Source organism: Arthrobacter sp. MYb23, from assembly GCF_002979775.1.
Lineage (GTDB): Bacteria > Actinomycetota > Actinomycetes > Actinomycetales > Micrococcaceae > Arthrobacter.
In genome coordinates, this window is sequence record NZ_PCPR01000015.1 from 101,814 (window position 1) to 113,025 (window position 11,212).

The window sequence follows — 11,212 nt, forward strand, 5'->3', positions numbered from 1 at the left end:
ACTAGGAGCATCCGTATGGGTGGAGGTGTTGACGGTGGCAGTCGCCTGGCTAACGGTCGTCTGCCTCCTTCTGGTACGTGTGCCCAAGCCCCCGAGCCTCCTTGACTCGTCGCCGGACGGATCGCTCCATGAGATGAATCAACCCGAAAATCCGGAATCACGCTGATGCCTGGTAGCTCGCGTCCGCCGTCAGTATCTTTCAGGCACTTCGGATGGACGTCGGCTCGTAGATCATCACCGAGCCCTCCGACGGCGCCAGGCACGTGAGCTGATACGGAGGTGAACGGCGGGCCAGCAATTCCACCTCGATTTGCTCCGGATGGGGCGGCCTGCCGGTGACCTGGATACGCCACCGCTCGCCATCGCCGAGGTTTTCCGCGATCTCGTGCAGGGTTTCAGTGACCTGATAGTCATGCCGCCCAGCAGGGCCGAAACGTCCGAGCACGGCCGCGATGGCGGCTTGTTGTGGTGGGGAGAGATCCGTGTATCCCCGCAAATACCCTGCGTAAATGCGCCCGGCAAGATGGCTCTTAATCGTGGCAACGGACGACTCGACGTCGAGACCTCCGTAGTACACACCGTCCGGAGCCACCACTGCGTTGGCTGCAAACCTGTCCCCGCCTACATGGGAACACTCCCACACCAGCTCCGGCCAAAGTTCGCTGAGCGCACGGCCCACGGGCCGGCCACGCACTGCGCAACAGGGGTCATGCCGGCCATGAGCGCAGATCAGGATGACCGGCGGAAGACCGGGGTTTCCGGGAGAAGCCAGGGCTGAAACAATCCCCGCAAGGTCCCCATCCTGTTCCCACGATCCCCACAGCTGCTGATAGGCCCCCGAGCTGTGATAGCGCAAGACGGCCCATCGCTTAGGACCATGCCTCGGGCGGGGACCCGGCTTCCGTACTAAGAGAACCCGCGCACCCGCCATCCGCGCAGCAGAGGATACGAGGGCTTTGGTCCCGGCCTCAAGATCAAGGCCGTCGAAGCCCTGGGGAGGCCACCCACCCCGATGCTCAATGAGGACCCAAACGAGGCCGGGTGCTGCCGTGCCTGCCATCGAATCGCCGCGCACGCGGGCGCTGTTGGCGCAGAAGAAACCCTTTGCTGCAGCCACCGGGGAGGTCACTGTTTTGTCAATCACTGCTCGGCTCCGTCAATCACTGCGGCTCCGTCAATCACTGCTCGGCGGGGACAAGAACTCCTGCGCGCAACAGCCTTTCCACCAGTTGAATCCCCAGATCGATTGCCAGGTGATCCCCTCCGTCCAGCAGGCGTTCCACGGCCGGCAAATCTGCCTCAGGGAAGTCAAGCCAACCCACCCGGGTAGTCAAGCGTGATCCCTCGAGTCGTGTTTCCAGTGCATCCCGGAGCCTCACCTGCGTCTGGGGTCCGAGGTCCTGAACAGCCGCGAGCTGGGCTACCGGGCCAAGCGGGGCCGGGCGTCCTTGTCCTCTCCGTGCGCGGTGGAAGAGAGAGGAGGCGTCAGCCTCGAGGACGGCCGCAGCGAGGCGTTCACGCACTGCCGCGATTTCCCCCTCGGGTCCATCCACGCCCAACGGCAGGGAACCGCGCATCTCCGGATCGTCGCACAGCGCTGCAAGCGCGGCCTGTGCGAGGTGTTCGGCCAACGCGTGGCGAGTCCAGCTGTGGACTCCCAGGGTGAGGTGAATCGAGACTTTGCCTTGCGCCTGGGCAGCATGCAACCACCCGCGGGGAAGGTAGAGGACATCGCCGGGCTCGAGGACAGTGTCGATGTATGCCGGGCTTTGGGCAGCCTCGGCAACGGCGGAACGGCGATCGGTCCACGGCTGGCTACGCAGCGGGTCCACATGTACCGGCTCGTGGATGATCCAGCGCTTGGTTCCCTCGATCTGCAGAACAAAAACGTCGTGGACATCGTAGTGATCGTCAAAACCACGGTTCTGAGGTGGGGTGATGTAAGCATTGGCCTGCACCGGATGCCCCAGCTCGGTGCTCAACTGCGTACTGAAGTTCAACACGGGGTCCCACGTGCGATGAAGCGCCTGCAGGACGAGGGTGGCTCCGTCGGCAAATTTGCGCCACAGCGCGGTGTCGTCGAGCTGATCAGAGATGGTGGCGCCTACGCCCGCCGGGGAGGTGAACGAAGACTCCGGAAGAGTGGAGCCGCCCTTGGCGACGCGAAGGAACGGTGTCCTCAGTCCGCGGCGTGAAATCAGCTCGTCCACCGCATCGGCGGAAAACACATCGGAGAAGTCGCTGACGCCACGGCTTAGCAGCGCGGTCTTCCCCCAAACCTCGCTGGCGAACCTCTCACGGCCAATGTCAATCAGGCGTGTTTCCAAGACCCCGGCGCCCTTCAAAGCACCGGGGTCCTGGAAATCAGTGCTGGTTGAGCTCAAACCTAGGCGCCCTGTTGTCCGGCGCCGCTGTCCGCACCACCATCGGCACCGCCATCAGCGCCACCGTCGGCACCGCCGTCGTGAGTGCCGGGGACACCAGCCGCGCCACCGTCCGCGGGGCCCTCCGCACCACTATCGGCACCGCCATCAGCGCCACCGTCCGCACCGCCGTCGTGAGTGCCGGGGACGCCAGCCGCACCGCCGTCCGCGGGGCCCTCCGCACCACCATCGGCACCGCCATCAGCGCCACCGTCGGCACCGCCGTCGTGAGTGCCGGGGACACCTGCAGCACCGCCGTCCGCGGGGCCCTCCTGCTGGTTTGGATCCTGCTCTGGATCAGACATGCTTCCTCCCGAGAATCGAATGGCGTACTCAGGCCCCGATTTCGGCGCCCGATTTCAACCCGGGCGATCTTTCAGCCGCACCGCCCGTGATCACCATATCCATATGGGTCAGCGGTGGGAACAGCTTGCGGGCATTTTGAAGGCGGCTAGGGCCGGACGCCGGGACGCACCATCCGATGTTCCGGCAGCGAGTACCAGGATGGGTCGCAGAGTTGGCGTTTCCCGTCCGGCACAAAGCCGTTGCGACGGTAAAAAGCCTCGGCGCGTGGGTTGTCATCCAGCACCCATAAGTACGCCGGTCCGTCGCCGATCAGCGCTTCCACCAACGCCTGCCCCACACCCCGGCCGTGAATGCGTTCCAAGGTGTAGAGCATGAAAAGCTCCCGCTCGCAGGGGCCGTCGTCATCTTGTCCGGGACCTGCGGCGCCAAGGCCCACCAATTGCCCGTCGGGGTCATGGGCCAACATCCGCGTGTGGCCTGCAGCGATGAACTCCCGGTACCGTTCGATGCGGTTGGGAAGCGCCGCTTCCTGTTTCTCGAAGAACTCAAGGGGCAGCAGGCGCCCGTAGCTCTCCTTCCAGGACTGGACGTGCATGAGTGCCATGGCCTCGGCATCGTCAACCGTCGCCGGGCGAATCGTGAAATCCACTCAGCGCACCCGCGCTATCGCGAAGCCGTCCCAGCCCTTGCTACCAACGGTCTGGAGGGCGGTGGCATCCAGGCGCGGATCCTGGCCCATCATTTCCAATGCCTTCACGATTCCCGGCGCGTTCGCTTGGTCCCGCCCGGGCTCCAGAATGGCACCATCCCAGATGACGTTGTCCACCACGATCACCGTTCCCGGATGCCCCAGTCTGATGGCCCAGTCCAGGTAGTTGGAGTCATTTTCCTTATCGGCGTCGATGAAAACGAAGTCGAACGAATCCTGGCCTGCCAACGTTGGGAGAGTGTCCAGGGCAGCACCTACCCTGATATCCACTTTGTGGCCGACGCCAGCGGCATCTACGTTGGCCCGTGCGACGTCCGCGTGCTTCTGGAGGAATTCGCACGTAACTATCCTGCCGTCGTCGGGCAGTCCCTGCGCCATCCAAATGCTGCTGAAACCTGCCAGCGTCCCGATCTCCAGCACCCGCCTTGCACCGGACATCTGCACGAGCATCCGGAGCAGCTTGCCGGCGTTGGGGGCCACTTCGATCGCCGGCATGCCGGCCTCGACGGCGGACGTCAGGGCGCGCTTGTGGGCAGGGTCGGGATGGACGACGACGTCAGTGAGGTAACGCTCTACGTCCACCCAACCAGGCTCGGTAACGTGTTCAATCATGGCCCCCAGTCTGGCACTCACCGCACTTTGGGGGAAGGATCTAGTCCGTGGCGGAAATGGCGTCTTCGAGCCGTTCAACCTTGCCGGTCAATTCGCCGCTGTACCCGGGGCGGATGTCAGCCTTGATCACCAGGGAGACGCGGCTGCCGTAACGGCCAACTGCCTCGGTGGCGCGCTTTACGACGTCGAACACCTCGTCCCATTCGCCCTCGATAGTGGTGAACATGGAGTCCGTCTGGTTGGGCAATCCGGACTCGCGGACGATCTTGACCGCTGCAGCAACGGCGTCGTGCACGGAAGCGTCGGGGGTTGGCCCCCCGTTAGCGGCGGAAGCGGGCTGGCCCGAAGGGGCGACTGAAAATGCAAGCAACATGAAATCCAGTGTTTCACGTGCCGGTTTGTCATATAAGAACGTACTCCCGCGTAACAACGGACCGGCGGCGCTCCGTTGCTACCCTGACAAGCATGGAACAGCCCTCTGAACGCAAGCCCCTCAGGGCCGACGCCGCACGAAATGTGGACAAAATCATCACCGCCGCCCGGCAGTGTTTCCGGGAACACGGCCCCGAAGTACCCCTTCAGACCATCGCCGCCACCGCTGGAGTTGGCCCCGCAACACTGTTCCGCAACTTCTCGGACAAAGAGCAATTGGTCCTCGCTGCCCTGTCACGCCAGCTTCGGTTGCACGTGGACCCGGTAGCCCAAAATGCCCTCGAAGGCATGGACGCTTCGGAAGGCCTGATTAACGTCATCGACGCCGTCATGAAGGTTGCCAGCGACGATGCCAACCTTTTGGACGCCGTCGCCGGTCGACGCGGACTCCTCGTAGGCATTACCGGTGGCCTGATCGGCTCCATGGCCACCCTTCTTGAGCGTGGCCAGGGGCAGGGCTCCCTGCGGCGCGATATCACCATCGAGGACATGGTCCGCTTGGTGGCCATGCTCATCGGCGCGGTGGACACCATGGAACCGGGCTCTGAAGCCTGGAAACGTCCTGTGGCGCTGATCGAGGATGCCATCCGCACGGAGCGCCCGTCCCGGCCGCTCCCGGATCAGTCGGGCATCCCTGGCATGTCCTTTACCGAGGCCGTCTAAGCTCCAACTCCCTGCCCCTCTTGGCTGCCCCTCGGCTGCCTCCTCGGCCGCCCATGGTGAGTCCTGCCCATAGCGGGCCCGCCACGGCCACCGTAGGGTTGGTTGTATGAATATTCCCTTGAGCTCATACTCTTCCAGCGGAGCCGACTCCGCGCTTGCGGTCGGCCTCGGCCTGCTGTTCATGGTGATCTATTTCGCCGTGATTTTCGCCATCGTCGGTGTGCTCTACATGGGAATCTTCACCAAGGCCGGCCGGCCTGCATGGGGTGCCTTCGTGCCGATCTACAACGGAATCAAGCTCCTGGAAATCGCCGGCCGCCCCTGGTACTGGTACCTGCTCTTCTTCATCCCGTTCGCAGGCATCTACTTCAGCATCGTGGCCTTGAACGACCTCGCCAAATCATTCGGAAAAGACGCCGGCTACACAGTTGGCCTGGTCCTGTTGCCGGTGGTTTTCGTGCCCATGCTTTCCTACGGCTCCGCGCGCTACCTCGGACCCGCAGCCGGACAGCAATTCGTGGCGTACCCGCAGGGTTATGCGCAGCCGTATCCGCAGGGTTACGCACAGCCGAACCCGCAGGGCTACGCGCAGGCGCCGATGCAGCAGCCGCCGGTCCAGCAGCCCGATGGTCAGCAGTATCGCTAAACCCAAACGGCAGCCAGCCCTGAACGTTAATTGGCTCCAGTAATTAGCTCCAGCCCAGCAGCCGCAGCAATGCTGCGGCTGCTGCGCCTGAAATCACCACAACGAGGAACGGCGCACGGAGCCACAGCGCGACGGCGGCAGCCACCAAAGCGCCAATGCGGGCATCGAGGACCAGGCCTTGTCCTGACGCCACGGCATTCACCACTGTCAGGGATGCCAGCAGGCCAATGGTCATGGTGCCGGCAACGTGCATGATCCGCGGGCTCTCCAGCAGCTTGGCCGGGACGAAGTAGCCCACCAGCTTGGTCAGATACGCCAGCGCACAGGCAATGAGGATCCACAGCCACAGGTTCATTTCTTGTCCCCGCGATCGCGCTGGTGCTTCTCCGCGTAGGGATCCACGTCCGGTTCCAGTCCTTCATCCATGCGCGCATGACTGAACCAGCCGATCACGCCGGCCACTACTGCCGCCACCAGAATGGGAACACCCGACGGAACAAACGGCACGGCCAGGATGGTGGCAAGTGCACAGGCAGCGGCAATGGCCCAGGGTTCGCGGCCCTTCAACCGTGGCCACAGCAGAGCCAGGAACGCTGCGACGGCAGCACCGTCCAAGCCCCATTGTTTGGGATCGCCCATGGCGTCACCGGCCAGCGCGCCAATAGCTGTAAAGATATTCCACAGGATGAATATGCCGATTCCGGCCGTCCAGAACCCGCGTCGTTGCTCGTCGGGATCCGACTGGCCGGACGCCGTCGCCGTTGACTCATCGATGGTCACGTGCGCGGAAACGTAACGCTTCCACCCGCCGGGGCGGAGCATGGCGTTGATCTGCATTCCGTAAATGCCGTTGCGGAGGCCCAGCAGCGCGCTGGCTGTCATGGCCGCCACCCCGGATCCACCGCCGGCAACGACGCCGATGAAGGCGAACTGGGAACCTCCACTGAACAGTAGGAGGCTCAGGACCATCGTCTGCCAGAAGTCGAATCCCGACGCCACGGCCAAGGCTCCGAATGACACGCCGTAAAGTCCCGTGGCGATACTGAGGGAAAGTGCCACCTTGAACGCCGGAGACTCCCGGAGTTTCATGGGAGCCGGACTACTGCTCATTTTCGCAGGCTCCACGACCACAGGATGAGCGGAATCTGCAGAGGCAAACGAACAGTGTGGATGCGGCGTTCGGCAGCTGTTCCCTTCGGGCCGTAGGCGCGTCGAAGTGCATCTATATGCCCGGCAAGGAATGCGGTGAACATGGCGGTGGTGGCGTCTGCGGCCACCCGGCGCGTGGCAGGTATCAGGAGTCCGACGGCGGCAGTCACCTCTAGCAGGCCCGAGGAAGCGATCCATTCCTCGCGGGACATAACTGCCAGGGGACCGTTGGGACGGCTCCCGGGCTCATCCCTGCGGCACAGATAATCCGGCACCACCGGGTAGTAGAACTTGGGTGTGCGGAAGTGCTTCGCGGCGCTGGCCAGGAGCAGTGCGCTCAAAGCTACTGCGGAGGTGGTTCGGGTTGCTTGGGCTGACCAGCGAAAAGACATGAGACCACTCAATCACAAGCAGGGTGGCGCCCAAAGCCGGACCCAACTAAGTAGCAGCAGATGCCGTTCTGACCGCTCAAAACGGCCTCAACTGCGACCTAGTTGGACACCATCAGCTGCGCTAGCACCTGCGCTGGTTTGTTGGTGGTGATTTCATGGATGCCAAGTCCCTGGCACAAGGCCACGTCCTTCTCCGAGTCAACGGTCCACACCCGGAAGACCCGTCCCGCCTCCAACCAGCGTTGAACGTTGCGCGCGTGCTCCCGGATGTACTCAATTCCCGGACCGGCAATATGTACTTCGCCTGCATCCAGGACCCGTTCGGCCTCGAGCTGGGTTGCCCGCATGACGTTTGCCACCGCGCCGCCCGTCAGGAAACCGAGGCCGAGCTCCTGCCGGATCTCTTTCACGGTGAAGTCGTCCACCAACTGGCAGATGTATTCCTTGGGAACGCTCTGCAACAGGCGCTGAACGGAGTCCGTATCAAAGCTCATAAAGGAGATCCGGATGTTCTCCAGCCGGGACTCCTCGGGCGTCCAGCCTTCCTCCTCCAGCAGGGCAAGGACACGATCCTCCAGTTTCAGTCCGTACGGGCTGGGGTGCTTGAGTTCAATGGCCAAACCAATGTCACGCCCTGCAGCGCGGAGGATATCCAGCAATTCCGGCAACGTCAGGAACTGATCAGACACTCCCCCATAGACGTCCGGAATCCGTGCACCCTTCCACGACGAGAAATCCAGCGCGCGGAGCTGCTCCAGCGTGTGTTCACTAACCGGGCCCGTGCCTGTGGAAGTCCGGTCCAGGTTCGCGTCGTGCAGCAGCACAACATGTTGGTCCCGGGTCAGGTGGACGTCGCACTCCACACCGTCGGCGCCGTCGGCAATGGCCTTCAGATAGGCGGCCCTGGTGTGCTCGGCAAAGGCGGCACTGGCACCGCGGTGGGCGTAGACCTTGGGCCGGCTCGGGGCGAAGTCGTCGCTAGTCATGCAGACACGTTAGCCCACCCCGCTGCACGCCCGGGGGCTACGCTGGGCTAATGCAGGTGAACTCTGAACAAATCCCAGCCGAAGACCTCACCACGCCAACGCCGGCGGCAGGTTCCGCCCCCGCACGCGGCCGTTCCGCCGTCGTCGAACTTTCCGCTGGCGACCTTGAGAAGGCCGCTGCGTTGCTCCGCATGAAACGGCTGGCCCTGGCTCTGCTGATCGCCATGGCGGTGATCTTCACGGTGGCGTTCGCGTTCCAGAAGCAGTACCCGTGGCTTGAATACGTCCGTGCGGCGGCCGAAGGCGGCATGGTGGGTGCGCTGGCCGACTGGTTCGCTGTCACCGCACTGTTCAAGTACCCCATGGGACTGAAAATCCCGCACACCGCCATCATTCCGCGTCGTAAGGACCAGATCGGTGAATCGCTCAGCGACTTCGTCGAGAGCAATTTCCTGTCCCAAGAGGTTGTGCAGGAGAAGTTGGCCAGCATCGACATCGCCCGCAAGGCAGGCACCTGGTTGTCAGCACCTGGCGGTGCAGAGCGCGTAGCCAAGGAAGGCGGCGCGGTGATCCGGGGCGCGTTCACAGTACTGAACGACGACGACGTCCAGTCGGTGATCGAAGGCATGGTCCGCAAGCACCTGCTCACCCCGCCCTGGGGACCGCCCGTGGGACGGATGGCCGAGCGCATCTTCGCCGACGGCCACCACCACACCTTGGTGGACCTCCTGGTTGACCGGGCGGCCGATTGGGTGGACGCCAACCATTCAACGGTGAACAGGCTCGTCTCGGATCGTTCACCGCTCTGGGTACCCACGTTCGTTGACGGCTTGGTCGGTGACCGTGTCTACGTGGAACTGTCCAAATTCGTTCGTGCTGTGCAGGCGGACCAGAACCACCAGGTACGGCAGTCGATCGACGCTTACCTCGCAGATCTTGCCCAAGACTTGCAGCACGATCCCGCCATGATCGAGCGCGCCGAATCCATCAAAGCCCAGATCCTAGGCGACCCCGAGGTCCGCGAACTGGCGTCCCGCACGTGGGGAACGGTGAAGACTGCGCTGCTCAACGCCGTCGACGATCCCGACAGCGAACTGAGCCAGCGCTTCAAGAGCGCCGTCCGCGACTTTGGTCATCGCCTGGTCAACGACGACGAACTGGCTGGCAAGGTCAACACCTGGATTGGCGATGCTGCCGGGTACCTGGTGAACACGTACCGTTCAGACATTGCCGGCGTCATCTCCGATACCGTGGCCCGCTGGGATGCCGAGGAAACATCGCAAAAGATCGAGCTTCAGGTGGGCAAGGACCTCCAGTACATCCGCATCAACGGAACTGTGGTGGGCGCGCTGGCCGGTTTGGCGATCTTCACGGTGGCGCATCTACTGTTTGGGTAAGGCTCTGGAGCTATCCAGTCTGCCTTGGTAGCTTCGACGCATGCCTATCAAACTTGAGAACGTCGGTATTGCGGTTCGGGATCTTGAAGAAACAATCGCCTTCTTCACGGATCTCGGCCTCACAGTGTTGGGCCGGGACACCGTCAGCGGCGAGTGGGCCGACACCGCCGTTGGGTTGGACGGCAACCACGCAAAAATTGCGGTGCTCCAAACCCCGGACGGAAACGGGCAACTTGAGCTCTTCGAATACCTCCACCCTGACGCGATCGAGACCGATCCCACCCTTCCCAACGAGATCGGCATGCACCGCGTCGCTTTCTCAGTTGACGACATCGACCACGCCCTTGAGATCGCCGCCAAGCACGGATGCCACCCGCTGCGTGGTGTGGCGAACTATCAGGACGTATACAAGCTGACGTATCTTCGCGGTCCCAGCGGGATTCTGGTCATGCTGGCGCAGAAGCTCTAAAGGACGGCCCGGCCATGCTGACGCAGGTTGCTGAAGGCGTTCTGGTTCACGAGAGCGAATTCATCCAGAGCAACTGCACAGTGGTGCAGGGCCGGGATGGTGTGTTGCAGATCGATCCCGGCATCACAGTGAGCGAGATGGCTGGCATCGCAGAGGACCTTCACCGTTTGGGCCAACCGGTGGTGGCAGGCTTTTCCACGCACCCTGATTGGGATCATGTGCTGTGGCACCCGGACTTCGGTGATCCGCCACGGTATGGCACAGCCCGCTGTGTGGCATCCATCCAAGATGTCTTGTCCCAGGCGGACTGGAAGGAGCAAGTGGCTGAGGGGCTGCCGCCGGAGTATGCCGGGGAGATTCCGATGGATCTGCTGGGGCTCATCACCGGCTTACCCTCCGAAGCTGCTGAGATTCCCTGGGATGGACCCACTGTCCGCATTCTGGAACACCAAGCACATGCTCCGGGCCATGCAGCGCTCTTGATCGAAGAACGCGGCGTCCTTGTGGCCGGTGACATGCTTTCGGACACCCTGATGCCGTTCCTCGACCTGGAGGCAGCGGATCCGCTCACTGACTACCTCGAAGCGTTGCGGCAGTTCGAAACCGTGGCCGGCGATGTTGTTGCTGTGGTCCCCGGACACGGTTCGGTGGGTGGAACTGAGCAGCTGCTGGAACGCATCACCTTGGATCGGGCATATGTGCAGGCCCTGCAGGATGGCCGTGATCCGCAGGACCCGCGCGTAGGCCCGGGGGCACCCCTGTCCTGGTTGGCCGATGTGCATTCCTGGCAACTGCAGCGGCTGGCCGAGAGAGGGCAGAGCTGAGTTTTCTGGAAGCTGCCGGTCAGAGGACTGCCGGTCAGAGGACTGCGGTCATGGCATTCCAACCCTGACCGGCCTGAACACGTGAAAGCCAACCACCAGTACCGTTGCCCGGGTAAAGCCACAGAGTCCCGGAGGTGTCACGGGCAAGGACATCAGAATGCCCATCACCATTGAAATCACCCGGACCAGTAATCGACGTCATCA

The 11,212-nt window shown here is 63.0% G+C and carries 15 protein-coding genes and 1 pseudogene; 5 read left to right on the top strand and 11 right to left on the bottom strand.

Annotation, left to right across the window (positions count from 1 at the left end):
• Positions 1–199: 199 nt before the first annotated feature.
• From CQ020_RS15625 to CQ020_RS15650, 6 genes and pseudogenes are all read right to left on the bottom strand, one after another.
• Positions 200–1,060 (bottom strand): sucrase ferredoxin, encoded by an 861-nt coding sequence (locus CQ020_RS15625; protein ID WP_181151908.1) that lies wholly within the window; start codon positions 1,058–1,060, stop codon positions 200–202.
• 118 nt (positions 1,061–1,178) lie between these two features.
• Entirely contained in the window at positions 1,179–2,384 is a 1,206-nt protein-coding gene (locus tag CQ020_RS15630) for a cupin domain-containing protein (RefSeq protein WP_181151901.1), read from the bottom strand.
• Positions 2,385–2,386: 2 nt separating this feature from the next.
• Entirely contained in the window at positions 2,387–2,728 is a 342-nt protein-coding gene (locus tag CQ020_RS24330) for a BatC protein (RefSeq protein WP_105692676.1), read from the bottom strand.
• 242 nt (positions 2,729–2,970) lie between these two features.
• Positions 2,971–3,333: pseudogene (locus tag CQ020_RS15640) on the bottom strand (GNAT family N-acetyltransferase); the annotation flags it as partial.
• A gap of 45 nt (positions 3,334–3,378) precedes the next feature.
• Positions 3,379–4,050, bottom strand: coding sequence for an O-methyltransferase (locus tag CQ020_RS15645; RefSeq protein WP_105692678.1), 672 nt, complete (start codon positions 4,048–4,050; stop codon positions 3,379–3,381).
• Between the two features lie 40 nt (positions 4,051–4,090).
• The gene (locus CQ020_RS15650) at positions 4,091–4,423 is read right to left on the bottom strand and encodes a thiamine-binding protein (protein WP_024819214.1); all 333 of its coding nucleotides are present in this window, start codon (positions 4,421–4,423) and stop codon (positions 4,091–4,093) included.
• A 92-nt stretch (positions 4,424–4,515) separates the two neighbouring features.
• On the opposite strand from CQ020_RS15650, the gene CQ020_RS15655 reads away from it, so the two are divergent.
• Together CQ020_RS15655 and CQ020_RS15660 are read left to right on the top strand one after the other, a co-directional pair.
• Positions 4,516–5,145: a TetR/AcrR family transcriptional regulator gene (locus tag CQ020_RS15655; protein WP_105692679.1), complete on the top strand. Its 630-nt coding sequence runs from the start codon at positions 4,516–4,518 to the stop codon at positions 5,143–5,145.
• A 106-nt stretch (positions 5,146–5,251) separates the two neighbouring features.
• Positions 5,252–5,791, top strand: coding sequence for a DUF5684 domain-containing protein (locus CQ020_RS15660; RefSeq protein WP_181151903.1), 540 nt, complete (start codon positions 5,252–5,254; stop codon positions 5,789–5,791).
• A gap of 43 nt (positions 5,792–5,834) precedes the next feature.
• On the opposite strand, the gene CQ020_RS15665 is transcribed toward CQ020_RS15660, so the two are convergent.
• From CQ020_RS15665 to CQ020_RS15680, 4 genes are all read right to left on the bottom strand, one after another.
• Positions 5,835–6,146 carry an AzlD domain-containing protein gene (locus CQ020_RS15665; RefSeq protein ID WP_105692680.1) on the bottom strand — a complete coding sequence of 104 codons (312 nt, stop codon included), beginning with the start codon at positions 6,144–6,146 and terminating at the stop codon, positions 5,835–5,837.
• The gene (locus CQ020_RS15670; protein WP_105692681.1) at positions 6,143–6,901 is read right to left on the bottom strand and encodes an AzlC family ABC transporter permease; all 759 of its coding nucleotides are present in this window, start codon (positions 6,899–6,901) and stop codon (positions 6,143–6,145) included. The genes CQ020_RS15665 and CQ020_RS15670 overlap by 4 nt, the downstream gene beginning before the upstream one ends.
• On the bottom strand, positions 6,898–7,332 hold the full coding sequence (locus CQ020_RS15675; RefSeq protein WP_105692682.1) for a hypothetical protein: 435 nt from the start codon (positions 7,330–7,332) through the stop codon (positions 6,898–6,900). Before CQ020_RS15675 ends, CQ020_RS15670 begins: the two co-directional genes overlap by 4 nt.
• Positions 7,333–7,430: 98 nt before the next feature.
• On the bottom strand, positions 7,431–8,318 hold the full coding sequence (locus tag CQ020_RS15680) for a glycerophosphodiester phosphodiesterase family protein (RefSeq protein ID WP_105692683.1): 888 nt from the start codon (positions 8,316–8,318) through the stop codon (positions 7,431–7,433).
• Positions 8,319–8,368: 50 nt separating this feature from the next.
• Here CQ020_RS15680 and CQ020_RS15685 point away from each other — a divergent pair, with 50 nt between their 5' ends.
• From CQ020_RS15685 to CQ020_RS15695, 3 genes are read left to right on the top strand one after another with little or no spacing between them, the layout of a single operon-like run.
• Entirely contained in the window at positions 8,369–9,715 is a 1,347-nt protein-coding gene (locus CQ020_RS15685) for a DUF445 domain-containing protein (protein ID WP_105692684.1), read from the top strand.
• A 40-nt stretch (positions 9,716–9,755) separates the two neighbouring features.
• Entirely contained in the window at positions 9,756–10,184 is a 429-nt protein-coding gene (locus CQ020_RS15690) for a VOC family protein (RefSeq protein WP_024819206.1), read from the top strand.
• Between the two features lie 14 nt (positions 10,185–10,198).
• Entirely contained in the window at positions 10,199–11,008 is an 810-nt protein-coding gene (locus CQ020_RS15695; protein WP_105692685.1) for an MBL fold metallo-hydrolase, read from the top strand.
• Positions 11,009–11,042: 34 nt separating this feature from the next.
• Here CQ020_RS15695 and CQ020_RS24780 read toward each other — a convergent pair whose 3' ends face one another.
• Positions 11,043–11,210, bottom strand: coding sequence for an FG-GAP repeat domain-containing protein (locus tag CQ020_RS24780; RefSeq protein WP_374956263.1), 168 nt, complete (start codon positions 11,208–11,210; stop codon positions 11,043–11,045).
• Positions 11,211–11,212 lie beyond the last annotated feature (2 nt).

Bases quoted from the DNA above. Each gene is read 5' to 3' on its own strand.
- CQ020_RS15625 (WP_181151908.1), bottom strand. From the start codon at position 1,060: ATGGCAGGCACGGCAGCACCCGGCCTCGTTTGGGTCCTCATTGAGCAT.
- CQ020_RS24330 (WP_105692676.1), bottom strand. From the start codon at position 2,728: ATGTCTGATCCAGAGCAGGATCCAAACCAGCAGGAGGGCCCCGCGGAC.
- CQ020_RS15645 (WP_105692678.1), bottom strand. From the start codon at position 4,050: ATGATTGAACACGTTACCGAGCCTGGTTGGGTGGACGTAGAGCGTTAC.
- CQ020_RS15650 (WP_024819214.1), bottom strand. From the start codon at position 4,423: ATGTTGCTTGCATTTTCAGTCGCCCCTTCGGGCCAGCCCGCTTCCGCC.
- CQ020_RS15655 (WP_105692679.1), top strand. From the start codon at position 4,516: ATGGAACAGCCCTCTGAACGCAAGCCCCTCAGGGCCGACGCCGCACGA.
- CQ020_RS15660 (WP_181151903.1), top strand. From the start codon at position 5,252: ATGAATATTCCCTTGAGCTCATACTCTTCCAGCGGAGCCGACTCCGCG.
- CQ020_RS15665 (WP_105692680.1), bottom strand. From the start codon at position 6,146: ATGAACCTGTGGCTGTGGATCCTCATTGCCTGTGCGCTGGCGTATCTG.
- CQ020_RS15670 (WP_105692681.1), bottom strand. From the start codon at position 6,901: ATGAGCAGTAGTCCGGCTCCCATGAAACTCCGGGAGTCTCCGGCGTTC.
- CQ020_RS15675 (WP_105692682.1), bottom strand. From the start codon at position 7,332: ATGTCTTTTCGCTGGTCAGCCCAAGCAACCCGAACCACCTCCGCAGTA.
- CQ020_RS15680 (WP_105692683.1), bottom strand. From the start codon at position 8,318: ATGACTAGCGACGACTTCGCCCCGAGCCGGCCCAAGGTCTACGCCCAC.
- CQ020_RS15685 (WP_105692684.1), top strand. From the start codon at position 8,369: ATGCAGGTGAACTCTGAACAAATCCCAGCCGAAGACCTCACCACGCCA.
- CQ020_RS15690 (WP_024819206.1), top strand. From the start codon at position 9,756: ATGCCTATCAAACTTGAGAACGTCGGTATTGCGGTTCGGGATCTTGAA.
- CQ020_RS15695 (WP_105692685.1), top strand. From the start codon at position 10,199: ATGCTGACGCAGGTTGCTGAAGGCGTTCTGGTTCACGAGAGCGAATTC.
- CQ020_RS24780 (WP_374956263.1), bottom strand. From the start codon at position 11,210: ATGACGTCGATTACTGGTCCGGGTGATTTCAATGGTGATGGGCATTCT.